The 26,009-nt window shown below is 70.1% G+C and carries 23 protein-coding genes and 1 pseudogene; 15 read left to right on the top strand and 9 right to left on the bottom strand.

Annotated features, from left to right (window positions below):
- Positions 1-23 precede the first annotated feature (23 nt).
- Entirely contained in the window at positions 24-524 is a 501-nt protein-coding gene (locus AC1C2S_RS07465; RefSeq protein WP_495351893.1) for a glutathione peroxidase, read from the top strand.
- A gap of 56 nt (positions 525-580) precedes the next feature.
- Entirely contained in the window at positions 581-889 is a 309-nt protein-coding gene (locus AC1C2S_RS07460) for a GNAT family N-acetyltransferase (protein WP_495351892.1), read from the top strand.
- A 62-nt stretch (positions 890-951) separates the two neighbouring features.
- Here the strand turns inward: AC1C2S_RS07460 and AC1C2S_RS07455 are convergent, their stop codons facing one another.
- The gene (locus AC1C2S_RS07455) at positions 952-1,926 is read right to left on the bottom strand and encodes a carbohydrate kinase family protein (RefSeq protein ID WP_495351891.1); all 975 of its coding nucleotides are present in this window, start codon (positions 1,924-1,926) and stop codon (positions 952-954) included.
- 255 nt (positions 1,927-2,181) lie between these two features.
- Here AC1C2S_RS07455 and AC1C2S_RS07450 point away from each other — a divergent pair, with 255 nt between their 5' ends.
- A complete protein-coding gene (locus AC1C2S_RS07450; protein ID WP_495351890.1) occupies positions 2,182-2,886 on the top strand; it encodes a TetR/AcrR family transcriptional regulator in 705 nt (234 codons plus the stop codon).
- 117 nt (positions 2,887-3,003) lie between these two features.
- Complete coding sequence (locus AC1C2S_RS07445; protein WP_495351889.1) at positions 3,004-3,972, top strand: DUF389 domain-containing protein; 969 nt, start codon at positions 3,004-3,006, stop codon at positions 3,970-3,972.
- 56 nt (positions 3,973-4,028) lie between these two features.
- On the opposite strand, the gene AC1C2S_RS07440 is transcribed toward AC1C2S_RS07445, so the two are convergent.
- Positions 4,029-6,887, bottom strand: coding sequence for an immune inhibitor A domain-containing protein (locus tag AC1C2S_RS07440; RefSeq protein ID WP_495351888.1), 2,859 nt, complete (start codon positions 6,885-6,887; stop codon positions 4,029-4,031).
- A 331-nt stretch (positions 6,888-7,218) separates the two neighbouring features.
- Here AC1C2S_RS07440 and AC1C2S_RS07435 point away from each other — a divergent pair, with 331 nt between their 5' ends.
- Positions 7,219-7,629: a hypothetical protein gene (locus AC1C2S_RS07435; protein WP_495351887.1), complete on the top strand. Its 411-nt coding sequence runs from the start codon at positions 7,219-7,221 to the stop codon at positions 7,627-7,629.
- A 31-nt stretch (positions 7,630-7,660) separates the two neighbouring features.
- Here AC1C2S_RS07435 and AC1C2S_RS07430 read toward each other — a convergent pair whose 3' ends face one another.
- The 3 genes from AC1C2S_RS07430 to AC1C2S_RS07420 form a co-directional block, all read right to left on the bottom strand.
- A complete protein-coding gene (locus AC1C2S_RS07430; RefSeq protein ID WP_495351886.1) occupies positions 7,661-8,356 on the bottom strand; it encodes an HAD hydrolase-like protein in 696 nt (231 codons plus the stop codon).
- 74 nt (positions 8,357-8,430) lie between these two features.
- Entirely contained in the window at positions 8,431-9,126 is a 696-nt protein-coding gene (gene nucS / locus AC1C2S_RS07425) for an endonuclease NucS (RefSeq protein WP_495351885.1), read from the bottom strand.
- Between the two features lie 480 nt (positions 9,127-9,606).
- The gene (locus AC1C2S_RS07420; protein ID WP_495351884.1) at positions 9,607-10,857 is read right to left on the bottom strand and encodes an MFS transporter; all 1,251 of its coding nucleotides are present in this window, start codon (positions 10,855-10,857) and stop codon (positions 9,607-9,609) included.
- 492 nt (positions 10,858-11,349) lie between these two features.
- On the opposite strand from AC1C2S_RS07420, the gene tdh reads away from it, so the two are divergent.
- The 3 genes from tdh (at position 11,350) to AC1C2S_RS07405 (ending at position 14,199) form a co-directional block, all read left to right on the top strand.
- The gene (gene tdh, locus AC1C2S_RS07415; protein ID WP_495351883.1) at positions 11,350-12,393 is read left to right on the top strand and encodes an L-threonine 3-dehydrogenase; all 1,044 of its coding nucleotides are present in this window, start codon (positions 11,350-11,352) and stop codon (positions 12,391-12,393) included.
- A complete protein-coding gene (locus AC1C2S_RS07410; RefSeq protein WP_495351882.1) occupies positions 12,393-13,589 on the top strand; it encodes a glycine C-acetyltransferase in 1,197 nt (398 codons plus the stop codon). The genes tdh and AC1C2S_RS07410 overlap by 1 nt, the downstream gene beginning before the upstream one ends.
- 178 nt (positions 13,590-13,767) lie before the next feature.
- A complete protein-coding gene (locus AC1C2S_RS07405; protein ID WP_495351881.1) occupies positions 13,768-14,199 on the top strand; it encodes an SRPBCC domain-containing protein in 432 nt (143 codons plus the stop codon).
- Positions 14,200-14,364: 165 nt separating this feature from the next.
- Here the strand turns inward: AC1C2S_RS07405 and AC1C2S_RS07400 are convergent, their stop codons facing one another.
- The 3 genes and pseudogenes from AC1C2S_RS07400 to AC1C2S_RS07390 form a co-directional block, all read right to left on the bottom strand.
- Positions 14,365-14,670, bottom strand: coding sequence for an EthD domain-containing protein (locus AC1C2S_RS07400; protein ID WP_495351880.1), 306 nt, complete (start codon positions 14,668-14,670; stop codon positions 14,365-14,367).
- A gap of 71 nt (positions 14,671-14,741) precedes the next feature.
- Positions 14,742-15,849, bottom strand: a pseudogene (locus tag AC1C2S_RS07395) (dihydrolipoyl dehydrogenase family protein).
- Complete coding sequence (locus AC1C2S_RS07390) at positions 15,846-16,454, bottom strand: hypothetical protein (RefSeq protein WP_495351879.1); 609 nt, start codon at positions 16,452-16,454, stop codon at positions 15,846-15,848. The pseudogene AC1C2S_RS07395 and the gene AC1C2S_RS07390 overlap by 4 nt, the downstream one beginning before the upstream one ends.
- Before the next feature lie 179 nt (positions 16,455-16,633).
- Here AC1C2S_RS07390 and AC1C2S_RS07385 point away from each other — a divergent pair, with 179 nt between their 5' ends.
- The 6 genes from AC1C2S_RS07385 to AC1C2S_RS07360 all read left to right on the top strand — a co-directional run bounded on the left by AC1C2S_RS07385 (position 16,634) and on the right by AC1C2S_RS07360 (position 22,963).
- On the top strand, positions 16,634-17,179 hold the full coding sequence (locus AC1C2S_RS07385) for a TetR/AcrR family transcriptional regulator (RefSeq protein ID WP_495351878.1): 546 nt from the start codon (positions 16,634-16,636) through the stop codon (positions 17,177-17,179).
- A gap of 34 nt (positions 17,180-17,213) precedes the next feature.
- Complete coding sequence (locus AC1C2S_RS07380) at positions 17,214-18,284, top strand: LacI family DNA-binding transcriptional regulator (RefSeq protein ID WP_495351877.1); 1,071 nt, start codon at positions 17,214-17,216, stop codon at positions 18,282-18,284.
- Positions 18,285-18,563: 279 nt separating this feature from the next.
- Positions 18,564-19,505, top strand: a complete 942-nt coding sequence (locus tag AC1C2S_RS07375; RefSeq protein WP_495351876.1) for an ABC transporter ATP-binding protein — start codon at positions 18,564-18,566, stop codon at positions 19,503-19,505.
- Entirely contained in the window at positions 19,502-21,148 is a 1,647-nt protein-coding gene (locus tag AC1C2S_RS07370) for an ABC transporter permease (protein ID WP_495351875.1), read from the top strand. The genes AC1C2S_RS07375 and AC1C2S_RS07370 overlap by 4 nt, the downstream gene beginning before the upstream one ends.
- A gap of 54 nt (positions 21,149-21,202) precedes the next feature.
- Positions 21,203-21,670 (top strand): GbsR/MarR family transcriptional regulator, encoded by a 468-nt coding sequence (locus tag AC1C2S_RS07365; RefSeq protein WP_495351874.1) that lies wholly within the window; start codon positions 21,203-21,205, stop codon positions 21,668-21,670.
- Between the two features lie 66 nt (positions 21,671-21,736).
- A complete protein-coding gene (locus AC1C2S_RS07360; RefSeq protein WP_495353213.1) occupies positions 21,737-22,963 on the top strand; it encodes an amidohydrolase in 1,227 nt (408 codons plus the stop codon).
- 99 nt (positions 22,964-23,062) lie between these two features.
- On the opposite strand, the gene AC1C2S_RS07355 is transcribed toward AC1C2S_RS07360, so the two are convergent.
- Complete coding sequence (locus tag AC1C2S_RS07355) at positions 23,063-24,403, bottom strand: MATE family efflux transporter (RefSeq protein ID WP_495351873.1); 1,341 nt, start codon at positions 24,401-24,403, stop codon at positions 23,063-23,065.
- Between the two features lie 269 nt (positions 24,404-24,672).
- Here AC1C2S_RS07355 and AC1C2S_RS07350 point away from each other — a divergent pair, with 269 nt between their 5' ends.
- Positions 24,673-25,986, top strand: coding sequence for a D-alanyl-D-alanine carboxypeptidase/D-alanyl-D-alanine-endopeptidase (locus AC1C2S_RS07350; RefSeq protein WP_495351872.1), 1,314 nt, complete (start codon positions 24,673-24,675; stop codon positions 25,984-25,986).
- Positions 25,987-26,009 lie beyond the last annotated feature (23 nt).

Below are 26,009 nucleotides of genomic sequence, written 5' to 3'. Positions count from 1 at the left end.
GTACGCTGGAATCGGAGGCGATGATGAACCGAATCGATGAGATCCCCATCACGACCATGGACGGCAGCACGACGACGCTCGGCGACTACACGGGCAAAGCCGTGCTCATCGTCAACGTCGCCTCGCGGTGCGGGCTGGCACCGCAGTACGCGAAGCTCGAGGAGCTGCAACGCACGTACGGCGAGGCGGGTTTCACCGTGGTCGGGTTCCCGAGCAACCAGTTCCTGCAGGAGCTCTCGAGCAACGAGGCGATCAGCGAGTACTGCTCGACGACGTGGGGCATCACGTTTCCGATCTTCGATCGCATTCGGGTGAACGGGCGCCAGGAGCATCCGCTCTACACCGAGTTGAAGCAGGCACCGGATGCCGCCGGCAAGGCCGGCCGCGTCACCTGGAACTTCGAGAAGTTTCTCGTCACGCCCGATCGCGAGGTGCTGCGGTTCCGCCCGCAGACCGAGCCCGACGCGCCCGAAGTGATCGAGGCGATCGAGGCCGCGCTGCCGGTGGTACGCCCGGCGGACTGAGCTCAGCCGGGCGGCGCGCCCCCGCCCGTTCGATGGGCGGCGAGACGGCGAGTGGCGTGAGCTCGAAGGATCGCAGCTCGGTCGCACCGCCGATCGGTTCGACCGACGGCCCCCGTGACCTCGAGTTCGAGGGTCTCTACGTGCTCGACGAGTTCCACGGTACGGGCGTCTGGCAGACGCTGCTCGACGCGGCCATCGGCGATCGGCCCGGCTACCTGTGGGCGCTCGACGACAACCCCGGGGCGCAGGCGTTCTCCCGTCGCAACGGCTTCGAGCTTGACGACGCCTCGAAGATCGAAGACGACTGGCAGGTGCGCGAGGTGCGCGAGGTGCGCGAGGTGCGCGAGGTGCGATTCGTGCGGTGAGGCGAGCCTCCGCGGCCGAGGCTGGCCCAGCCCAGCCCAGCCCAGCCCAGCCCAGCCCAGCCTCAGCTCGCAAGCACGGGTGGCCCCGCTGGCAGGCGCAGCAACGCGCCCTCGTGCCGCACGGTCGCGGCGGCGATGGTCATCGCCTCATCGAGCGCGTCGGCCCAGCGCTCGATGGTGCGCGGCATCCCGTGCACCGCGATGTGGTGCACGACGGCCGAGAGGGTCGCGTCGCCGGCGCCCATCGTGTCGACGATCGGTCCGGGCAGCTCGACGATGCCGGCGTGCACGGGGGCTCCGTCGCGGTGCACGGTCGCGCCGGCCCGCCCCGCTGTCGCGAGGATCGCAGGGGAGCGGGGAGCCGGGGCATCCGTCGTCGCCTCGCTCGTCGTCGCCTCGCTCGTCGCCTGCTCGCTCGTCGCGGGTGCTCGGAGCCGCTCGACGAACTCCGGAAGCGGGGCGTCGAGCAGCAGCTCGGCGTCTTCGTCGCCGACCTTGACGAGCAGGGCCGTCGCGGCGACCGATACGAACTGCTCGAGGAAGACCTCGCGATCGGCCAGCATGCCGGCCCGCGGGTTGCCGTCGATGATGAGTCGCTCGGCCGGTCGCTCGATCGCCGCAGCGAGCTCGGCCGCCTGGTCGGCGTCATCGAAGGGGAAGCAGCTCACCACCACGAGATCCGCCTCGTCGATCGCCGCGCGCGTGGCTTCGTCGAATCGGATGCGTCGCCGCTGCGCGGCCTCGTTGAACTCGTAGCGCGGCTCGCCGTCGGTTCGGTCGGAGACGGCACGCGAGGTGCCGTGCTCCGACGGGCTCTCGATGAGCTTCACCCGGTAGTCGCGGAGGTACTGTCGCACCCGCTCCGCAGGCTCGTCGTCGCCGAGCATGGCGACGAGAGTGGTGGCTTCGCCGAGCAGTGCGAGGCCCACTGCCACGTTGAGCGCGGCGCCGCCGACGAACTCCCGCGACCCGTGCGGATCGCGGATCTCGTCGATGAGAGCATCGCCGATGACGACGATGCGTGCCGGTCGCGTCATGCGTTCCCTCCTCCGATCGCGGCCCGATCTCGCCCGAGCCGCGCTCGAGCAACCGCGTCGGCACGATCGTACGCGCCGCGGGCGAGGCGTGTGCCGCACGGCGCGTCGCTCCCCACGACCTTTTGCCGGGAGACGGTCGTACGCCTCATCCGTGGTCGGGCAAAAGGTCGTGCGCGCCGGAGTTCGAGGAGTGGTGCGAGAGGGTGCACGCGAGCCGGGAGAATAGGGGTGAGACCCCGAGGAGCACCCAGCACCATGAAACCCGGACCGAGGCGCAGCGTCAGCCAGGTCGACATCGTCGACGCCGCGTTCGAGATCCTCGAGCGGAAGGGCTTCGCCGCCGTCTCCGTGCGCGGGGTCGCCGCGGCGCTCGGGCTCACGCCCACCGCGATCTACACCTATTTCCCGTCGAAGAACGCGCTGCTCCGTGCGATGGTCGAGGAGCTCCTCTCGAGTCTCGACCTCGCCGCGGCATCCGACCCGGCGCTCCCGTGGCGGGGCAGGGTGCACGCGCTCGCCGCGGCGCTGCGCACCCGCCTCGCCGAGCACACCGGCGCGATGGTGCTCGTGACGAGCGGTCCGCTCGAAGGGCAGTACGCGCTCGGCTTGAATGAAACCCTCATCACCGGTTTCATGGGCGAGCGGATGCCGCTCGCCGACGCCGCACGGGCCGCACACGCCGTGCGCGCCCACGTGCTCGGAGTCGCCGCCCTCGATGCGGCCGAGCGAACGGGCGACCCCGAGGCATCCGCTGCCCGAACGTCGTCCGGCGCGCTGTGGACGGATGCCGCGAGCCACCCGCTCACGGAGGCGACCGCGCACCTTGTGGCCGGCGCCGAGCCGGCCTCCGGGGTCGACGACACTTTCACCTGGAGCCTGGATCGCCTGCTCGACGGCGTGCTCGCAGCTTCGCTCGATGCGCCGCGCGCCTCTCCGCTCTCCTCTCCAACCGTGCTGTAGGACATTCCTCGGTACGGAGGACGAAGCGGATTGCGCGCCGTCCTACGAAGCGGCGGATGTCCTACAGACCGGCCCCGCCGGCCGGGCGACGGCATCCGCTCGCGCCAGACTTGCACCGTGCTTCATCTGAGAATGATCGTGCCGCAGGCGCTTCGGGCCGACGTCGACCGGCTACTGCTCGCCCCCGACGCGCCCGTTGCGAACCTCATCGTGCTGCCGGGCGCCGGAGCCGACCCCGTCGGCGACGTGATCCTCTGCGACGTCGAACGCGATGCAACGAGCTCCCTCCTCGCCGAGCTGCACGGCGTCGGCCTCGACGAACAGGGTTCCATCGCCATCGAGTCCGTCGACCTCGCACTCGGCCGCAAGCGGCGCCACAGCGCAGCAGCGGTGTTCGGCAACGACGACGACGCCGTCGTCTGGGAGGAGGTCGAGGCCCGCACCGACGACGAGGTGCGGCTGTCGGCGACGTTCCTCGTGTTCATGACGGTCGCCACGCTCATCGCCGCGGTCGGCGTGGTCACCGACCAACCCATCCTCATCGTCGGGGCGATGGTCGTCGGGCCCGACTTCGGCCCGCTCGCGGCCATCGCCGTCGGCATCGTGCGCCGCCGACCTCGGGTGGCCTGGCGCTCGGCGGCGACCCTGCTCATCGGGTACAGTGCGGCGATCCTCGTGACGATCGGGTTCGCGCTCCTGCTCGAGGCCATCGGCATCTTCCCCATCGACCCGCTGTCGCAGGAGCATCCGCTCACCGAGTTCATCTGGCAGCCCGGGGCGCTCAGCTACATCGTCGGCTTCCTGGCCGGCATCGCGGGTGTGCTCTCGCTCACCTCGGCGAAGTCGGGTGCGCTCATCGGCGTGCTCATCTCGGTGACGACCATTCCCGCGGCGGGCGCGATCGCCGTCGCGGTCGCCGACGGGCAGTGGTCACAGGCCGGTAGCTCGACCGTGCAACTGCTCGTGAACCTCGTCTCGATCGTCACCGGCGGGGTGCTCACGCTCGCCGTGCAACTCGCCGTGCAACGTCGAGCGCTGCGGCGGCGCGAGCGTCGCTTGCTCGCTCGGCCTGACAGACGCCGCTGACGCTCGAGGCGCCGACCCCGGAGGGGCCGACGCCTCGTCGCTTCGGTGTCGCTGGATCAGCCCGCGGTCGGCGGGGTGATCTTGATCAGCGCCGAGGTGTTGCGCTTGAGTGCCTTCTTCACCTCGATCACGGTGCCGTAGCCGACGCCCGCGTCAGCGGGGTTGCCGGTGCCGAGCGTCATGCCCGGCTGCACCTCGAGTCCGTAGAACTCGGGCAGCGGCTTGCCGTTCTCATCGACGACGCGGGTGGTGTACGGCGCGTTGCCGACCGACGGCACCACGACCGAACCGTTGCGCAACCGGTAGTACAGGTCGGTTCCGTTTCGGATCTCGATGCCCGGCACCCAGCCCTGGTCGTCGGTGAAGGTGCTCACCGGCTTCTGAGAGCGCACGTCGGTGCAGTACTCGTCGGTCACGTCGGCGCCCGTGATGCACTCCGTGAAGCGGTACGTCTTCTCGAGGCCGAACGCGGCGTTCGAGGACTGCGCCCGCGAGGGCATGTTGTCGGTCGTCGTCGGGTCGATCTCGGCCGCCTCACCGGTGCGGCGCAGCGGGTCGAAGTGACTGTCGACGATCAGCAGGCCGCCCTTGGCGCCGGCACTCGGCAGCGCCGTCTCGTTCGACACCACGTGGTTCGTGTTGCCGTACGTCGTGTCGCGGTACCAGATGAGCGCCCCGGGGGCGTTGTACTTGATCTTCTCGACCTTCCACGCACCCGCGCTGTACACGGAGTTGTAGCCGTATTGCAGCCCCTCGTCGAAGCCGTCGAAGTTACGCCACTCGACCATGTAGTACTGCGCCTTCACCGACGTACCGGTGTCGGTGCGCCAGCCGGGGCCGGTCGTCGCGGCGAACGTCTCGACCTCAGTGGTCCAGCCGTTGTCACCGCTCTCGACATCGTCACTCCAGACGGTCTCGGCTCCGCTCGTGAGGGCGAAGTCGTCGGCGAACCAACCGCGTTCCTGGAACGCGGCGTCGGTCGCGAGCCGCAGGCGCAGGCTCACCGTCGTGCCGGCGAACGAAGAGAGGTCGACGTACTGCTTCTGCCAACCGTTCGACGTGCCCGTGAGCCCGTACTTCTTGTTGCCGAACGTCGCCAGGTTGCCGTTCGGGTCGGCGTAGCCGTCGGGCGTCGAGACCTCAGCACCGGCCTCGTCGTAGACCTTCTGCTCGGTCCACGTCGTGCCGCCGTCGGTCGAGACCTCGATGAAGCCGAAGTCCCAGTCCTGTTCGATGACGAAGTTGCTGTTCAACCAGAACTTCGCGTCGGCGGGCACGTCGAGGCTGCGGACGATGCGGATGTCGCCCCAGTCCTGGTCGGCGCCGGTGTACCACATGTTCTCGCCGCTGGTCGGCTCGGCCATGGTGATCACCTTGTCGGGAAGATTGATCTTCACGCCGTCTTCGGTGCCGACCAACGGGCGGGAGTTCTGCCCCACGTTGATCGTGCTCGGAGCATCACCGGGGTTGACCTCGACGGGGTCGGCCCAGCCGAGCATCCACTTGTCCCAGATGCCCATGTGAGTCGGCATCGACTGGAAGATCGGCCCCGAGTGCGAGCCCGAGGACATCAGGTCCCAGAAGTCGATGTCGGAGTCTCCGGCACCCGAGGTGTCGTAGAGGTCGGGCAGGCCGAGGTCGTGGCCGTACTCGTGCGCGAACACGCCGACGCCCGAGTCTTCGGGCTGCACGATGTAGTTCGACAGCTTGAGGTCGGTACCGGGGATGTCCGCGCCGCCTGCGACGGCAGAGGAGTGCGCCCAGATGGAGTACGTGCCCTCGGCGCCGCCGCCGCCGGACTTGTCTTCACCGGCGTGCACGAGCACGACGTGGTCGATGACTCCATCGGGCTCGAAGAAGTCGCCGTCGCCGTCACGGTCGCCCTGGTCTTCGACGTCGTAGTCGGCCCACGGGAAGTCGGGCTGTGCCTGGGCGAGTGCCTCGACCGCGTCGATCGGGAGCTGGCCCGGACCGAGCGGGTTGTCGGGGTGACCCTGCATGTCCTGGATCGCTCCGGCCTCGTAAACCCCCTCCTCGTTCTGGAAGCAGAGGCTCGCGCCGTAGTAGGCCTCAGAGTGGGGTACCGAGATCCAGGGAGTGGCCTCGCCGGTCACCGTGTAGGCGCCGTGCGACATCTCCTCGTACATGGCCTTCATCGTGTGGCCCGAGATGTCGATGCCGCGGCGCCCGTCGGGACCCTTCAGGTCTTTGCGAACCCGCTCCGTGATGCCCTCGTCGGTGAAGAGCATCTTGTTGAAGTGCTCCGACGAGAAGTCGGCGACCCACATCGAGTTGTTGTCTTCGAGCTCGTAGTCGGCCGGGTTCGGGATGTTGTTGTGCAGCGGCCCGTTCGCCACCTCGCCGGGCTTGCACTCGGTCGCACCGAACTCGTTCGGCACGTAGGTGCCGGAGAAGTCGTCGTTCGCGCTGTCGTTGAACTCGACGAGGATGGTGAGCAGCTTCGCTTCCTGCGTCTCATCAGCCTGCTTGTAGTCGGGCTTCTTGTGGTGGTTCTTGTCTCGGCCGCGATCCCAGTGCCTGTCGCGCTTGAGCTGACCGGGGCTCTTACCGGTCTCGATCGATGCGGCCTCGAGCTGAGCGAGTCCCTCTGCTGCGAGCGGGTTGCCCTGCGAGAACTTCTGGTCGAACGCCTCGGCCTCAGTGGCGAGGGTGCCCGCGCTACGCTGCGCGGTGGCGTCGCCCACCAGCTCGTCGTCGGTGCCGAACGCCTGCTCCATACGCGGGGCGACGTAGTTCATGTAGTACTCGGAGTCGCTGATCACCGGTGGTGAGACCGGCGATTCAGCCGCGGCCGCGCTACTCGCCCCGACCGACACCAGACCGGTGGCAGCGAGCGCGAATACCGGGAGGACCGCAACCGCGCGCCTCCGCGCGCGGGTGGTGAATCCAGACATGCTTCTCCCTTCGAGCGCCCCTCGGAGGTGACCGTGGGGCGTGAACGACGTTCGTCGGTGGGCGAACGTACTGGGAATCCTGCCGTGCTTTGCATCGTCTATGGAAGAGCCCTGACGATTTTGCTCGAGCACGACGCACGTCCGTTGCGCGCCACCGGCAGAAATCGTCGATCACTGCCGTGCATCACTCGTTCGGGGGTGATCTGTGCGTCGACGCCGTGAAAGGTCGATCGGAATCGTCGCTGGCCGCGAAGCATCCGTCGGTCTACGCTGGGCGAAACCGGGGCGGGGCGGAACCCGGCCCGCGCGAAATCGTTGAGGGGGAACAGCGATGGGTCACCGCAAGGGCACGGCCGGGCATCGTCTGCGCGCGGCATCCGTCGTCATGCTGGTGTCGGCGACCATCGTCGCGCTCGCGGCCTGTGCCGGCGCATCGGGCGACGGGAGCACGTTGCCGCCCGTCGTCGCCGACCTCGGCGAGATCGACGGCACGACGATCGAGGTCGACGAGGGGGGAACGATCGACCTGACGGGCGACGACGAGACGTTCACCGAGTGGAGCGCCGAGATCGACGACCCCGCGATCGTCGAATTCACGCCCGGGCGCGATGACGGAAGCGCCCAGTTCAACCCCGGCCTCTCCGCGAAGGCGGTGGGGGAGACCGACGTGACGCTCGAGAACGGTGCGAGCGGCGACACGGTGTCGTTCACCGTGCAGGTCGCGGCGAAGACGGACTACTAGCGAGAAGACGGACTACTAGCGAGAAGACCGGCTACGAGCCGAGCAGCAGGGCGCGAAGCTGGTCGGCCGAATGCACGACCGCCATCGCGTCGGCGGCTTCGGCGGGCGAGCCGTAGCCCCACTCGACGAGGATCGTGGGCACGCCGTTCGCGAGCGCACCGAGCGTGTCGTACCCGCGGTCGCCGACCATCACCGCGTGCTCCGTGGTGATGCCCTCCGCGTGGAGCCGTCGGAGCGCCTCTGCCACGACGTCGGCCTTCGTGCTGCGCTCTTCGTCGTCGCTCGCGCCGGCGATGACGGTGAAGTACTGGCTGAGGCCCTGGTGGTCGAGCACCTTGCGTGCCATCGACTCGGGCTTCGACGTCGCGAGCGCGACCGGGATGCCGGCGGCGTGCAGTCGCTCGAGCACGCCCGCGACGCCGGGGAACACGGGGGAGCGCAGCACGTGCTCGCCGTAGTGGTCGCGGTAGACGTTGAGCGCTTCCCACGCCTCGGCGTCGTTGAAGCCGGCCGTCATGCGCAGGCTGTCGAGCAGCGGCGGGCCGACGTAGGAGCGGAGCTCTTCCTCGCTCGGCACGGGCAGGCCCATCTTCTCGAACATGTGGGCGAGGGAGCCGGTGATGTCGGAAGCCGAGTCGACGATCGTGCCGTCGAGGTCGAAGAGCACGGCCGACCAGGTGCGGGTCGGCGGCGTTGCCGGCGGGATCGTCAGGGTCTCGGTAGTCACCGTGACATCCTAGGGGGCTTGTCGCTGAGCGATTCTCAGACTCGACGTTCGCGGCGACGGATCGGAGCGACGGATCAGAACAACCGGGCGTGCCCGCCATCGACTCCGCGCATCGCGTCGTAGTCGAGTACGACGCAGCGGATGCCCCGATCTTCGGCGAGGGTGCGAGCCTGCGGCTTGATCTCCTGCGCGGCGAACACTCCGGTCACGGGGGCGAGGTGCGGGTCGCGGTTCATGAGTTCGAGGTAGCGGGTCAGCTGCTCGACGCCGTCGATGTCGCCGCGGCGCTTGAGTTCGACGGCGACCGAGGCGCCCGAGGCATCCGTCGCCAGGATGTCGACCGGGCCGATCGCCGTCATGTACTCGCGACGCACGAGCCGGTGGCCGTCGCCGAGGAGTTCGATCTGCTCGGCGAGCAGCTTCTGCAGGTGCGCCTCGACGCCGTCTTTCTGGAGGCCGGGGTCGATGCCGAGCTCGTGCGCCGAGTCGTGCAGCACTTCGTGGATCGAGACGATCAGCTGGTCGGCGGTCTTCTGGTGCACGACCTTCCACAGCTCGACGATGCCGGCCGAGCGCTGGTCGTCGTCGGGCTCGAGCGTGGTGAGCGTGCAGGGCGGGCTCATCCAGTTGAGCGGCTTGTAGCTGCCGCCGTCGGAGTGCACGAGCAGGCTGCCGTCGCCCTTCACCATCAGCAGGCGGGTGGCGAGCGGGAGATGGGCCGCGAGGCGCCCCGCGTAATCGACGGAGCAGCGGGCGATGACGAGACGCACCCGGCGAGTCTACTTGCCGAGCGGATGCCGCGGGGTGGCCGGGGCCCGTCCGTGCGCCGCTCCCCGCCCCCTTCTGTGTGTCTGCTCTGAGTGCGACCCCGACCCTCCCCCGCCCGCACCCCCGCCCCCCGCCCCCACCCCGAACCTCCGCCCCCCCTGCAGCAATTCAGGAGCGGAGGTGTGTCGCACTGGCCGGTTGCCGTCGACACGCCGCGACACGCTCCTCCACACCTGAATTGCTGCAGGGGTGCGGAGGGGGCGGGGGCTGGGGCACGGAGGGGCGGGTGTTGGGGCGCGGAGGTGCAACGAACGGAGGGGCGCGGCGCGCAGACGTGCAGGGGGTGTTGGGGCCACGGAGGTGCAACGAACGAGGCCGCGGAGGGGCGGGGGTTGGGCGCGGGCGCGCGGGAGTGCAGGCCGCGGGCGGGCGGGAGTGCAGGTGCCGAGCGGATGCCGCGGGGCGGCCGCCGCAGACGGGCGTCAGGCCGCGACGCGGGAGCGCTCGCGCGCGGCGGGCGCCGCGAGCGCCGACAGCACGAGCAGCCCGAGGATCACGAGCAGCGCGTTCAGGATGCCGAAGTGCTCGCCGAGGAAGCCGAGCAGCGGCGGCCCGGCGAGGAACGCGCAGTAGCCGATGATCGCGACGGCGCTCACCCGCGCGGCGGAGCGATGGGGATCGTCGGCCGCCGCCGACATGCCGACGGGGAAGCCGAGCGAGCACCCGATGCCCCAGAGGGCGGTGCCGACGATGAGCATCCAGGGCTCGGTGCTGAAGATGAACAGGCCCAAGCCGAGGATGCCGACGATCGCGAGCGTGCGCAGCACGGGCACGCGGCCGAAGCGGTCGAGCGCCGGCCCGCCGAGCACTCGGGCGACGGTGATCGCCACGGTGAAGACACCGAATATGATCGCGCCGATGGTCTCGTCGAAGCCGTGCCCGTCGACGACGGCGAGGGCGAGCCAGTCGTTCGCCGATCCCTCGGCGAACGACATGCCGAGCATGATGACGCCGATGAGGAGCAGCCGAACATCGCCCCACACCGCGAGGTTCTCACGCAGTCGCTGCGTCCACGGCGGCCGCGGGACATCCGCATGGGTGTCGTCGCCGACCTCTGCACGCAGCGGCACATAGCGCACCGCGATGACGATGGCGACGGCGATGAGCACGGCGGCGACGCTGAAGTGCACCGACACCGGCACGTGCAGAGCGGATGCCGCGGCGGCAAGCCCCGCTCCGGCGACCGTGCCGAACGAGAAGAAGGCGTGCATGAGCGGCATGACGGTCTTGCCGATCTCACGTTCGGCCTCCGCGCCCTCGACGTTCATCATCACGTCGACCGCGCCGTTGCCGAAGCCGAAGAGCACGAGGCCGATGATGACGATCGGCACCGAGGGCAGCGCAGCGCCGCCGATGCCGACGAGCACGAGCCCCACTGACACGGTGACGAGTGCCGAGATCATGCCGATGCGCGCGCCGAGCCGCGCAAGCAGCCATGGGGCCGCGACGAGCCCGAGTACCGAGCCGATCGACCCGGCGAGGATGACGAGGCCGACGCCCTGCGTGCTGAGGCCGGTGTCGTCGCGGATGGCGGGGATCCGGGCGACCCAGCTCGCCATGCTGAGTCCGCTGAGGAAGAAGATCGCGAAGACGGCGTTCCGCCATGCTACGAGCTCGCGCGGCGGGCGGGCGGTCGTCGCAGGGGCGTCGGAAGTGTGGGGAGTCTCGTTCATCGTCTCTGTCTCATCGTCGTCACGAGGCCGATCGAATCGATTCGACAACCCTGACTCGAGAACGATATCGGCGACCTCGCGCGGCCGCAACCGGCGCACTCACCTCGTCGCCTCGCCTCGCCCGGCTCCATCCGACGCCGAGAGTGCGGTTCGTGTCGGTATGCGCGCGGAATAGCGACACGAACCGCACTCTCGACGCGTGGTCGGGTGGGGGTGGGTCGGGTGGGTGTGCGGTGGGTCGGGGTGGGTGTCGGGTCGGGTGGGGCGGGTCGATCGGGTGGGTCGGGTGGGTCGGGTGGGTCGGGTCGATCGGGTGGGTCGGGTCGGGCGGGTCGATCGGGTGGGTCGGGTGGGCGTCACGGGTGACGGATGCCGCGGCATCCGTGGCTACCATGAACTGACTGGCGCTCGGAGCCACCGGACACGACCCGGATACCCCGACCCAGAGCCGAACACCCCCGGCTCGAGTACCAGAGAACAACGAGGTTATCGATGAAGGCCCTCTACAAACCCGCCCCCGGTGCCGGTCTGGAGTACGTCGACCGGCCCGAGCCCGAGACGGGCCCCGGCGATGTGAAGATCCGAGTGCTGCGCACCGGTATCTGCGGCACCGACCTGCATATCGAGCAGTGGGACGACTGGGCAGCGTCGACGATCGCCGCCCCGCTCATCCCCGGCCACGAGTTCTCCGGCGAGGTCGTCGAGGTCGGGCCGCTCGTGCACGACGTCGCCGTCGGCGACCGGGTCTCGGGCGAGGGGCACATCGTGTGCGGCATGTGCCGCAACTGCCGTGCGGGGCGTCGCCAGATGTGCATCCGCACGAAGGGCGTGGGCCTGCACCGCGACGGCGCCTTCGCCGAGTTCGTCGTGCTGCCCGGCGAGAACGTCTGGGTGCACCACGCCGAGGTCGATCCCGAGGTCGGGGCGATCTTCGATCCCTTCGGCAACGCGGTGCACACCGCCCTCACCTTCTCGGTCGTCGGCGAAGATGTGCTCGTCACGGGCTGCGGCCCGATCGGGCTCATGTCGATCGCGGTGGCACGTCATGTCGGCGCGCGGTTCATCGTCGCGTCGGATGTCTCGCCCGCACGCTTGTCGCTCGCGCGCGAGATGGGCGCCGACGCGGTCGTGGATGTCTCACGCGAACGCATCGCCGACGTGCAACCGCGCCTCGGCATGCGCGAGGGCTTCGACGTCGGATTCGAGATGTCGGGATCGGCGAAGGCGCTGCCCGAGATGATCGAGAACATGAACCACGGCGGTCGCATCGCCTTGCTCGGCCTGCCGAGCGAGCCGTACGCGATCGACTGGGGCAAGGTCGTCACCCACATGCTGACGATGAAGGGCATCTACGGTCGCGAGATGTTCGAAACGTGGAACTCGATGAGCGCGATGCTGCAGACGAGCGCCGAGCTGCGGTCGCGGGTCGCCTCGATCATCAGCGACCGCTACCCGGCCCGCGAATGGCGTGCAGCCTTCGATGCTGCCGCTTCGGGCGGCGTCGGCAAGGTCATCCTCGATTGGACGGAGCTCTGATGTACGGAACCATTCGCGGGCAACTGCGGGCCGAGCTCGATGAGATCGACGCGGCCGGCCTCACCAAACGCGAGCGGGGCATCCACGGGCCCCAGTCCTCCGAGATCGAGGTCGAGGGGCGCGCGGTGCTGAACTTCTGCGCCAACAACTACCTCGGGCTCGCGAACGACCCGCGCATCGTCGCGGCGGCGCACACCGGTCTCGACGAGTGGGGCTACGGGCTCGCGAGCGTTCGGTTCATCTGCGGCACGCAGGAGCTGCACTTCGAGCTCGAGCAGCGCGTCTCCGACTTCCTCGGCTACGACGACACCATCCTCTTCTCCTCGTGCTTCGACGCGAACGGCGGTGTCTTCGAGGTGCTCTTCGGGGCCGACGATGCGATCATCTCCGACGAGCTCAACCACGCCTCGATCATCGACGGCATCCGGCTCTCGAAGGCGCAGCGATACCGCTACAAGAACCGCGACATGGTCGACCTCGAGGCGCAGCTGGCCGCGGCATCCGACGCCCGCCGCCGGGTGATCGTGACCGACGGCGTGTTCTCGATGGACGGCTACATCGCGCCGCTCGCCGAGATCTGCGACCTCGCCGACCGCTACGACGCACTCGTCTTCGTCGACGACTCGCACGCCGTCGGCTTCGTCGGCGAGCACGGGCGCGGCACGCCCGAGTACTGCGGCGTCGAGGGCCGGGTCGACATCACGACCGGCACCTTCGGCAAGGCGCTCGGCGGGGCATCCGGCGGCTATGTGGCGGCCAGGCAGGAGATCGTCGACCTGCTGCGCCAACGGGCGCGCCCGTACCTCTTCTCGAACACGCTCGCTCCGGCGATCGTGGCGGGCACGATCGAGGCGCTCTCGCTCGTGGCCGGCTCGGGGGAGTTGCGCGAGCGGTTGCGTACGAACGCGGCGCTCTTCCGTTCGCTCATGACGGATGCCGGTTTCGAGCTGCTGCCCGGAGAGCACCCGATCGTGCCTGTGATGTTCGGCGACGCCGCGCTCACCGCTCGCATGGCCGACGCGCTGCAGCGGCACGGGGTGTATGTGACGGCGTTCAGCTTCCCGGTCGTGCCGCGCGGGGCCGCGCGCATCCGCGTGCAGCTCTCGGCGGCGCACTCCGACGATGAGATCCGCCGCTGCGTCGCCGCGTTCGAGGCGGCGCGCGACGAGGTCGCCTCGAGCACGCCGGTCGAGTAGCGACGAAGGAGCGTCTCGAGATGCACATGATCGATCGGCGGGCGGCCGATGCCGGGATCGGTCATGCCGCTCGGCGGGCGGTGTCGCGTTCGTGCAAGACCGCGTCGGTGGGAGCGCCTAACCTGATGCCGACGACCGCGACACCATCGGTCGTCGACTCGATGAGGGAGCAGATCAGATGACCGCAGACTTCGACGCGACGTCGACCATCACGATCGACGCCCCACGGGAGCGTGTCTGGGCCGTGGTGACCGATCCTGCGGCCGCCCGCGAGTTCATGTTCGGTACCGAGCTCGTGACCGACTGGTCGATCGGCAGCCCGATCCTCTGGCGCGGCGTCTGGAAGGGCGAGCCCTACGAAGATCACGGCGTCGTGCTGGCGGTCGAGCCCGGGGTGCGCCTCGTGCACACGCACTTCAGCCCGTTGAGTGGCGCCGACGACGTGCCCGAGAACCACCACACGCTGACCTGGACTCTCGAGGAGGGCGACGGTGCCACCGTGCTGACGCTCTCGCAAGACAACAACCCGACGGCGGAGGCCGCCCGGCATTCACAGGGGATGTGGGACTCCCTCGTCGCGAGTGTGAAGCAGATCGCGGAGCGTCCCTGAGATCGCCCTCGACCCGATCGAATCGATGCGGCCTCGCATCGGGCGCCTGCAGCCCGATGCCGCTTCACGCCCGACGCTCGCCGATCTCGAGGCGCGGCTCGTCGCGGCATCCGGTGAGGCCTCCCGCCGATCGACGGGAGGCCTCGAGCGAGCGGTGATCGACGATCAGTGCTGCTCGATGTCGGAGAACAGTCCGGTGAAGGATGCCCCGGTGCCGACGAGCGTCTGGAAGAACTCGCCGGCGACCGGAGTCGCCACCGCCGCGGAGGCGTGCTCGTAGCTGTCGAAGTACAGGTCGAGCGTGCGGTAGGCGGGGGTGGGCGTGTGGTCTTCCTTCGGCCAGACCTTCGCCGATTCGAACCGCTCGAGCGTCGGGAGCAGCTGCGCGAGCTCGAGAATCCTCGTATAGGCCTGCTCGAACGCAGCGGGGTCGCTCGGGTTGTCGATGATGAGTGTCACTTTGGTGGTCATGATGTCGTCCTTTCTCACGTGGCGTGGAACCTGAAGTGGTGGGGATGCGGTGTTGCTCGGATGCTACGCCCTCATCGTCCGGCGGTCTCGAGCAGGCGCAGCCAGACCTCGCTGATGGTGGGGTAGGCGGGCACGGCGTGCCAGAGCCGGTCGATGGGCACCTCGCTGGCGATCGTCGCCGGCGGCGCGCGCCTGGTACTTGCCCTGGTGGGTGAGCAATGCGCGCCGGTTGACGTCGCCCACGGCGTAGAGCCAGCCCTCGTCCACCAGTTCGCCGCCGGAGTCGACGACCCGAAGAGTGTCGTCGACCTTCAGCCAGCCGGCCACCGGGAGTCCGACCAGTTCGAGGCCGAGGTCGCCCGTGTTCGGCTTCCGACCCGTGGCGACGAGCACATCGTCGGCATCGATGATCTCGCCATCGGCGAGGGCGACGTGTGCTCCGTCGCCGTCGCGAGTGACCCGGTTGGGGTTGGCGCCGATCATCACCCGCACACCCTCGCGTTCGAGGGAGGCCCTGACGTGCTCGGCGGCATACGGCTCGACGTTCGGAAGCACACCGTCACGCGCGATGAACGTCACCTCGGCACCGAGCGCGCTGTAGGCGGTCGCCATCTCGGTGCCGACGACACCGCCGCCGATGATGGCGAGCCGGTTCGGGATCTGCGTCGCGGAGACCGCTTCACGGCTCGTCCACGGCGCCGCATCCGCCAGCCCCGGGATCGGAGGGAGCGCGGCGCTCGTGCCCGTGGCGATGACGACCGCGTGCCGCGCTGTGAGCGTGGTGACGTTACCGTCTTCACTCGTGACGGCGACCGTTCGCGGGGCGCTGAGACGCCCGTGACCACGCACGAGGGTGATGCCGGCGTGGTTCAACCAGGCGACCTGCCCGTCGTCGTGCCAGTGGGACGCGAACCGGTCGCGACGGGCGAGCACGGCGTCGACGTCGAGCGTGCCGATGGTCGCCGCGCCGGCGCCGGGAAGCTGCCGGGTGGCGCGGAGGGCGGCGGCGTCGGGGAGGAGCGCCTTGGTGGGCATGCACGCCCAGTAGGAGCATTCGCCGCCGACGAGTTCGGATTCGACGACGACTGCGGTGAGACCTCCCTGAACGACGCGGTCGGCGACGTTCTCTCCGACGGGACCGGCGCCGATGATGATGACGTCGTACTCGGTGGCGGTCATCGGTTGGTGCTCTTCGCGCCGTTCTTCGCGGCGTTCTTCGCGGCGCGCTGCAGGCGGAGTGCGGAGATCAGGAAGAAGATGCCGCCGAGGGTGGCGTACCCCGCGAGGGTGGCGATGGAGCCGGTGGAGCCACCGGACATCATGATGAATCCCGTGCCGGCGATGACGGAGATGCCGCCGCTGAGGATCATCGGCCACGCTCCGCCGAGCGAGTACCGGGTGATGGCGACGATGAGCTGCACGACACCGGCGGTGATCGCCCACGCACCCCAGACCACGAGCACGGCCGGCAGGCCGGAGGTGACGGCGATGCCGAGGCCGATCGCGGCCAGCAGGCTCAGCGCCATGTTCACGTACAGGACGGGCGCCGGCTTGGTCCCGCGCGTCGTGCGGTGATCGATGACGGCCGCAGCGAGGTCGAACACCGGGTAGAGCACGAGGAGTGTGGCGCTCACGGGGTTGATGGTGCTTGCGGTGAGGAAGACGAGCACGGCCCAGACGACCGCGAAGCCGAAGCGCGCGAAGTAGAGGTTTCGGAGTGCGGTGGCGATCGTCGGCGGGCGATGGTCGGTGGTGGGGGTGGTGGGGGTGGTGGTGGAGGTCATGTGGATTCCGTTCGTGTGTAGGGCGCGGTCGGAGTGGGGTCGCTGGAAGGTGGATGCGCGGTTGCACTGTCAGGTAGAATAACTAGTCACTCTACCTGAATCGACAGTAAACGACGATCGGCAACCGGCGCAAGTGCCGCTGAGAGGGGGCTCCTATGATCGAGGCTGTGAAGGTGTCAATGCGTGAACGTCTCATCGACGCCGCGACCGAGCTGTTCTATGCGGAGGGGCTCCGCGCAGTCAGCGTCGACAAGGTCATCGAGCGCGCAAGCACGACGAAGGTGACCTTCTACCGGCACTTCAAGAGCAAGGACGACCTCGTGGTCGCTCACCTGGAGCGCCGAGCGGAGCTCGAACGCGAGGGCATCGGCGCTGCGATCGCACACGCCGCCGGCGACCCCGATCGAGCGTTCCAGCTGATCTCGGAACAACTCGGCACGATGGCCTGCGAACCCGGATTCCGTGGCTGCCCGTTCATCAACGCCGCCGCCGAGTACCCCGACCCGACGAGCGCCGTCCGCCAGACGGTCGACGTGCACCGCGCCTGGTGCAAGGCCGCGTTCGCCGAACTCGTCGGGCCGCTCGGCCTCCCCGACCCCGGCGCGGTCGCCGACGATCTCATGCTGATCCGCGATGGCGCGATGGTCGCCGGGTATCTCGACGACCGCGCCACCCTGGCGGCGTCGTTCCTGCGAAGCAGTCGCGCCCTCACTGCATCGCGCTGAGCCGATCGAATCGATTCGGCCTAGAATCGGGCGCATGCAGTCCGATCCTGCCCAGCGTCCGACGCTCGCCGATGTCGCGGCGCGCGCCGGCGTCTCGCAGTCGACGGCGTCGCTCGCCTTCAGCGGCTCGGGCCCCGTGTCGGATGCCACGAAGCAACGCGTGCTCGTCGCGGCATCCGAGCTCGGCTATGCCGGCCCCGACCCGCGCGCCCGCTCGCTCCGCCGCGGACGCTCGGGCATCGTCGGCGTCGTTCTCGAAGAGCGGGTGCGTGCGGCATTCCTCGATCCCGTGAAGATCCAGATGCTCGACGGCATCTCCGAGGGCATCGCGCCGCTCGGCGCCGGGCTCCTGCTGCTCACCGACACGGGCGCAGAGGGCGGCCAGGCCGTGAGTATCGAGAGTGCCCCCGTCGATGCCGTCGTGCTCATCGGCTGCAGCCCGCGGCTCGGCGTCTCGATCGAGGCGCTGCGACGCCGCGGCATCCCGGCCGTCGCGATCGAGGGGGCGACGGGCGAAGACATCCCCGAGATCTCGATCGACAACCGGGCGGCGACCCGGCGCGGCGCCGAGTACCTTCGCGAACTGGGCCATACGGATGTCGCGATCGTCACGCTGCCCGTCGACCCGGCGCGCACCCGTGGCCCGATCACCGCCGAGCTGCTGCAGTCGAGCACCGCCGACACCGCCAGCCAGCGTCTGGCCGGCGCACGCGAGGTCTTCCCGAACGCGACCGGACGCGTCGCCGCCGCGAGCTCGATCGAAGAAGGCCTCGAGGCCGCGCGTGCGCTGCTCGCCGATCCCGACCGCCGCCCGACCGCCGTGATCGCGCAGAGCGACCTGCTCGCGGCGGGGGTCATCCAGGCGGCGGAGGAACTCGGGTTGCACGTACCAACCGACCTCAGCGTGCTCGGGTTCGACGGCATCAGGGTCGACGGGTTGCAGCACGATCTCACGACGCTCGTGCAGCCGTCAGTGGCCAAAGGGCGGGCCGCCGGCGAGGCCGTCGTGCAGATGCTTTCGGGCGAGCCGCCGGCCTCGCGGTGCTTCACCAGCACGCTGCACGTCGGCGACACGACGGCGGTGCCGCGACCCGCCGCGAGCTGACGCGCCCCGCGGCATCCGTCCGCCCCGCGGCATCCGTCACTCGCCCTGTCCTTCTCCACGCCTCTCTCGGACGCCTCCCTCCCACGCCGCTCCGTGCAGCAATTCAGGTGCGCACCCGGCGTGTCGGCGTCGGACCGGCGCGTCGTCGCCGCGACACGCCTCCGCTCCTGAATTGCTGCAGCGGGCCGTCTTCGAGACTCGGACGCCTTGCCGATGGACCCCGTTAGGATTCCGTTAGGAATATTCACAAATTTGTGAATCGAGCGTATTGTCTGCCGCATGAACACCGTCATCGAAACGCGCGGCCTCGACAAACGCTTCGGCCGCGTGCGTGCACTCGACGGGCTCGACCTCAGTGTCGAAGCCGGCGAGGTGCACGGGTTCCTCGGCCCGAACGGCGCGGGGAAGTCCACCACCATCCGGGTGCTGCTCGGCCTCATCAGGGCGAGCGGGGGCAACGCGACGCTCTTCGGCCGCGACCCCTGGCGCGACGCCGTCGAACTGCACCGCCGTATCGCCTACGTGCCCGGCGACGTCAACCTCTGGTCGAATCTCTCGGGCGGCGAGGCCATCGACCTGATCACGCGCCTGCGTGGCGGCGCGTCCGACAAGCACGCATACACCGCGCGACGCGAGCACCTCGTCGAGGTCTTCCAGTTCGACCCGTCGAAGAAGGGCCGCACCTACTCGAAGGGCAACCGGCAGAAGGTCGCGCTCATCGCGGCGCTCGCGACGCCCGCCGATCTCTACATCCTCGACGAGCCGACCTCGGGCCTCGACCCGCTCATGGAGGCGGTCTTCCGGCAGGAGATCGTGGCCCTGCTCGGCGACGGGGCGACCGTGCTGCTGTCGAGCCACATCCTCTCGGAGGTCGAGCACCTGTGCGACCGGGTGAGCATCATTCGCGCCGGGCGCACGGTCGAGACCGGCACGCTCGCCGAGCTCCGCCACCTCACCCGCACCGAGATCTCGTTCGCGGCCGAGGGGATCGAACCCGCAGCGCTCCAGAGCATCCCGGGTGCGCATGACCTCGCCGTCGACGGCTCGCGTGTGCGCTTCACCGCCGACTCCGACGCGATGCCCGAGGTGCTCGCGGCTCTCGGCCGCCTGCGTGCGACGGGCGTCACCGTGAACCCGCCCTCGCTCGAGGAGCTCTTCATGCGGCACTACCACGATGAGGTCGAGCAGCCCGCCCGGTCGAGCCTCGAGGGCGTGCGATGAACACGCTGCCGACCCTGTTGCGGGCGCGGTTCCGCCGCGACCGCGTGCAGATCGTCATCTGGCTGGCGCTCTTCGCGGTGCTCGAGGTCGTGGGCCACGCGGCCGTCACCGAGACGTACGGCACCGCCGACGAGCGGGCGAGCGTCATTCACCTGGTGATCATGAGTCCGGCGATCCTGATGCTCCGCGGCACCCCGCAGGGCACTGCGCCCGACGCGTTCCAGTTCTTCCTGCTCTTCGGATTCCTGGGGCTCATCATCGGCCTCATGAGCACCTTCCTCGCCGTGCGGCACACCCGCGGCGATGAGGAGGCCGGTCGCGCCGAGCTCGTCGGCTCGACACCGGCCGGCCGCATCGCCCCGCTCGTCGCGACCGCGCTCGAGGGCGTCGTTCTGAGCATCGCCGTCGGCTTCGTCATGGGCGGCGTGGCCTGGCTCTACGGGGCGGATGCCTCGGGCGCCGTGCTCTACGGAGCGGCCATGTCGGCCGTGGGCATCGCCTACCTCGGCGTCGGACTCGCGTGCGCGCAGCTCATGCGCACCTCGCGCGGCGCAAACGGACTCGCTGCGGCGATCGTCACCCTCGGCTACGCCCTGCGCGCGATGGGCGACGCGACCGGCACGGTGCAGCCCGGCGGCCTCAGCATGCAGGCCGGGTGGTGGAGCCGGCTCAGCCCTATCGGTTGGGGACAGGCGGTCGCGCCATTCACACACCAGCTCGTCTGGCCGCTGTTCGCGTGTCTCGGCCTCGGCGCTCTGCTCTTCGCGGTGTCGGCGTTGCTGCAGTCGAGCCGCGACATCGACTCGAGCATCATTTCCGAGCGCGCCGGTCGCCGGCATGCCCCGGCGAGCCTTTCGGGCCCCGTGGGCCTCGTCTGGCGCACGCTCCGCAATCCCGTCATCGGCTGGGTGGTCGGAGGCGCGCTCTTCGGGCTCGTGATCGGCGCGGTCGGGCAGACCGTCGTCGACCTCGTGAACACGCCCGACGGCGAGGAGGCATCGCAGGCGATCGGCGACACCCTCGCGTCGCTCGCCGGCCCGAATGCCGAGGGCGGCATGATCGACCTCTTCACGACCGGCATCTTCGGTCTCGTCGGCGCGCTCGCCGCGATCGGCGGCGTGCAGGCGGTCATGCGCGCCCGGCAGGATGAAGCCGGAGGCACGGCAGAGCTCGTGCTCGCGGCTCCCGTCTCGCGCTTCCGCTGGTTCTCGTCGTACCTCGTGATCGGCGCCGTCTCGGTCGCCGCCGTGCTCGCCTTCGCGGTGCTCGGTTCGTTCGTCGGACTGATCGGATCGACGGATGCCGGTGCGCGCATGTCGATCGTCGCCGAGGCGGGGCTCGCGCAGCTGCCGGCGGGGCTCGTGATCGTCGCGATCGCAGCGCTCGCCTTCGCGGCGCTGCCACGCCTGTCGATCGCGCTCGGCTGGGCGGTGCTGCTCCTCGCCATCGTGCTCGGGCAGTTCGGCGGGCTCTTCGGATTCCCCGAGTGGGTGCGCGACCTCTCGCCGTTCAGTCACACGCCGATCGTCACGGCCGAGGACGTCGACTGGGCCGCGGCGTGGGCGATGGCCGCCATCGCGGTCATCGTCGCGGCGGGCGCCACGGCTCTCGTGCGACGGCGCGACCTCGCACTCGGCGGGTGAACGAGGGGCGGGGCATCTGTGCGGGTGCCCCGCTCGTTCTGTGAGGATGGGAGCATGGCGCGAGACGACCAGGCGGTGAACGAGTTCGTCGAGCAGTCGGCCGCGGCGATGGCCGAGGCGGGCTTCCCTCGTATGCCGGCGCGCGTACTCATGGCGCTCATCGCCGCCGAGGCGACCGGCCTCACGGCGAAGGAGCTGGGCGAGCAGCTCGTCGCGAGCGCCGCGGCGATCTCGGGAGCAGTGCGCTACCTGCAGACGCTGCGCATGGTGCGGCGGGTGTCGCAGCCGGGCTCGCGACGCGACGTCTACGAGCTGCCCGAGCACGCCTGGTACACGGTCACGATCGCCAAGAACCCGCTCTACGACCACATCGAGGCGCTCGCGACGAAGGCGGTCGCCGCGATCGACGACCCCGAGTCGCTCGCCTCGCAGCGCATCCAGGAGATGAGCGACTTCTTCGCGTTCATCCAGCGCCGCATGCCCGAGCTCCTCGTCGAATGGCGGGCCGAGCGCGGCGAATGACCGGCGGGTACCACGTGCGCGTGCGCTTCGAATTCCGATCGGCATAGGCTGACCCTCATGACCGTCATGAGCCTCGACCTCGCCGCCGTCTATCGCGATCTGCACGCCAACCCCGAGCTCTCGTTCCAGGAGCACCGCACCGCCGGCATCGTCGCCGAAGCGCTCACCGCGTTCGGCCTGACGGTGACCACCGGCATCGGCCGCACCGGTGTCGTCGGCGTGCTCGAGAACGGCGCCGGCCCGACGGTGCTGCTGCGCGCCGACATGGACGGCCTGCCCGTGGCCGAGGCGACCGGGCTGCCGTACGCGAGCACTGCGCGGGGCATCGACCATGACGGGAACGATGTGCCGGTCATGCACGCCTGCGGCCACGACGTGCACGTCACGTGCCTGCTCGGCGCGACCGAGCGGCTCGTCGCCGATCGCGCCACCTGGTCGGGCACCCTCGTCGTGCTGTTCCAGCCCGCCGAGGAGTGGGGCGGCGGCGCGGAGGAGATGGTCGGCGACGGCCTCTACGACCGGGTGCCGAAGCCCGACATCGTGCTCGGGCAGCACGTCGCGCCGTTTCCCGCGGGGTTCGCCGCGGTGCGCGCGGGCGCGGCGATGGCAGGCGCCGACTCGCTCACGATCCGACTCCACGGCACCGGCGGTCACGGCTCGCGACCCGAGACCACGGTCGACCCGGTCTACCTCGCCGCATCGACGACGGTGCGATTGCAGGGCATCGTCGCGCGCGAGCTGGCACCCACGGATGCCGCGGTGGTGACGGTCGGCCAGATCCACGCGGGCCTGAAGAACAACATCATCCCGGCGGAGGCGGCACTCGGACTCAGCGTGCGCACTTTCGACGAGACGGTGCGCACGAAGGTGCTCGCGTCGATCGAACGAATCGCCCGGGCCGAAGCCGCTGCGGCGCAGGCGCCGCGCGAGCCGGAGTTCGACTACGAGGAGCGGTTCCCGGTCACGGTGAACGACCCGGCGGCGACCGAGCGCACCGCGGCGGCGTTGCGCCGCGCGCTCGGCGAGCAGCGGATCATCGATCCGGGCATCGTCTCGGGCAGCGAAGACGTCGGCGTGCTCGCGACCGCAGTAGGCGCGCCCCTCGTCTACTGGTTCCTCGGCGGCTCCGACCCATCGCTCTTCGGCGATGCGCTCGCGACCGGGCGGATGCCCGACGACATCCCGTCGAACCACTCGCCGCACTTCGCCCCTCTCATCGAGCCGACGCTCGACGTCGGTGTCGCAGCCCTCGTCGCGGCCGCGCGCGAGTGGCTGGGCGAGCCGGCCGCCTGACCCGCGGCCCGGTGCGCGCGTCCGCCGGCCCGTTGCCCCGCTCGCCGATCAGCGCCCCGCGCCGATCAGCGCCCCGCGCCGATCAGCGCCCCGCGCCGATCAGCGCCCCGCGCCGACCACCATCCACGACGCGCCGCGCGCCCTGAGCCCGAGCGTCACCGCCCGCGCCCCGAGGTAGCCGATCGCGAACGCCGCCATGAGCCACGCCGGGCCCGCGGCGCCAGCCGGAGCGACGGCGACCACCCAGAGGGCGAGCGGCACGAACACCGCGAGGTTCACGATGCCGGTCCAGGCGAGATAGCGGGCGTCTCCGGCGCCGATGAGCACGCCGTCGAGCACGAACACGACGCCGCCGAGCGGCGCGGAGAGTGCGAGGACGACGAGGGTCGGGGGCAGCAGCGCTGCGACATCCGCTGAGCTCGTAAAGACCGCCGGAAGCACCCACGCCGTCGCGATCACGACCACGCAGACGACGGCGCCGCTGGCGACGCCCCACTGCAGGCAGCGACGCAGCACCGCTCGAACCGCGGCGACGTCGCCCGCGCCGAGGTCGCGCCCGATGAGCGCCTGCGCGGCGATCGCGAGCGCGTCGAGCGCGAAGCCGATCGTGAAGTAGATGGTCATCGCGACCTGGAACGCCGCGAGCTCGTTGGAGCCGAGCGAGGTCGCCGCCCACGTTGCGAGCAGCAGGGCCATGCGCAGGCTCAGGGTGCGCAGGAACAGCCACCCGCCCGAGGTCGCGCCGCGGAGTACCCCGGCGTGATGCGGCCACGGGCTCGCCCCGACCCGTGCGGCGTGCCGGGCGACGACGACCAGGTAGACCGCGACCATGCCCCACTGGGCGATCACGGTGCCGATGGCGGAGCCGGCGATGCCCCAGCCCGCGACGTAGATGAAGACGTAGTTCAGGGCGATGTTCACGGCGAAGCCGATGCCCGCCACCCAGAGCGGCGTGCGGGTGTCCTGCAGGCCGCGCAAGAGGCCGGTGGCGGCGAACACGACGAGCATGGCGGGCAGCCCGGCCATCGAGATCGTCAGGTAGACGGATGCCTCGGCGGCGACGTCTGCGCTCGCGCCGAACAGGCCCACCAGCACGGGCGCCGCCACCCAACCGGCGACCGCGAGCACCGCCCCGATGCCGAGCGCGAGCCAGAGCCCGTCGATGCCGGAGGCGACGGCCCCGCGCTCGTCACCCAGTCCGACGCGACGCGCGACGGCCGGCGTCGTCGCGTACGCCAGGAACACCATGAGCCCGATGATCGTCTGCAGCACCGCGCTCGCAAGGCCGAGGCCCGCGAGCGGGGTGGCCCCGAGGTGCCCGATCATCGCGGTGTCGGCGAGCAGGAACAGCGGCTCGGCGATGAGCGCGCCGAGCGCGGGTACGGCGAGGCGCAGGATGTCGCGGTCGACGGACCGTGGGGCGGTGTCACTGGTACTCATGAGCGCGTCGAGCCTATGCGCCGCCGGCGACGTCGGCACGCGAGGCGGTCGATCGATTCACGCTCGATGCGAACGGTGTGCGGTGGGTCGTCGACGACCTGCGGACCGACGCCGCGGTCGGGCGCGACGACCGACGCCGCACGGAACTGACGTCGGCGCCGAGGCATCCGTATCGGAAGCGCGTGCCTTCTGCCGCCCACTGCCCTAAGCTTCTCGGCATCCGACGAGGATACGTTTCGTATGTTGCGCCCGATCGGCGCGGTGAGGGGATGCCACGTGCCGACCATGAGCGCAACCGCGAACGCTCGGGCGAGCGCGCGATGACGACCGAGGCGCCGGTGGGAGTCGGCCGAGGGCGCACGAGCGTGCGCGCCGGCGACCCGAGGCTCGGCTCGCCGAGGATCCACGTGATCGACGTCGCCGACGGCACCGTCGTCTTCGATCGCGACGGCGCGGTGCCCGGCCCCACCGCGAGCGTGATGAAGCTCCTCACCTCTGCGGCGGCGCTCGCCGCGCTCGGTCCCGACCACCGGATTCCGACGAGGGTGGTCGCCGGAGCCGAACCCGGCGAGGTCGTGCTCGTCGGCGGCGGTGACGTCACGCTGACGAGGCTGCCCGTCGGCGAGGCATCCTTCTACCGGCACTCGGCGCACCTCGAGACGCTCGCTCATGCGGCGCTCGCCGCGCTGGGTGACGAGCCCATCACTCGCCTCGTGCTCGACGACTCGCTCTTCTCCGACCCCGCCTGGTTGCCCGACTGGGACCACGCAGGGCGGAGCCCCGAGGGCTACATCTCCCTCATCACGGCGCTCCAGGTCGACGGCGACCGTGACGACCCGACCGTCGACGACACCCCGCGCAGCGAGGATCCGGTGGGTCGGGTCGGTGCGGCATTCGCGGAACTGCTCGGCAGTGGTGCTGACGGCGGTGCTCGAGACGATGGCGTTCGCGGCGGCGCGGGCGGCCCCGCCGGCGGCATCCGGATCTCCCGCGGTCGTGCCCGCCCCGACGCCCCGCTGCTCGCCGAGGTCTTCTCGCCGCCGCTGTCGGAACTCATCCGGTTCGGCCTCGAGACCTCCGACAACGCGCTCATGGAATCCCTCGCCCGTCTCTCCGCGATCGCGATCGGCGAGCCGGCCGACTTCGAGGGCGTGTCGAGGGCGATCCCCACGCTCCTCTCGCGGTACGGCCTTGCCGTCGACGACCTGACCATTCGCGACGGCTCCGGACTCAGCCACCGCAACGCGGTGCCCGCGCGCTTCGTCGCCGAGCTCCTGATGCGGGCGCACCGCCGTGAGCACCACCTCGGCGTCATCGACGACATGCTTCCGGCGACCGGGCCGAACGGCACCTTTCCGCGCCGGCGGTTCACGGGCGACAACACGATCGTGGGCGACGCCGTGCGCGCGAAGACCGGCTTCATCAACATCGTGTGCTCGCTCGGTGGCGTCGTTCGCGCTGCCGACGGCACCCAGTTGGCGTTCGCGGTCTTCGCGATCGGCGAGATGATGGGCGACCCGGCTCGCGCCGCCATCGACGATCTCGTCACGAGCCTCTACCTCGACGGCCGCGAGGTCGCCTGACCGCCGCGAGGTCGCCTGACCGC

The organism is Agromyces sp. Y782 (assembly GCF_059445405.1).
This window is presented reverse-complemented; position numbering and strand designations above follow the sequence as displayed.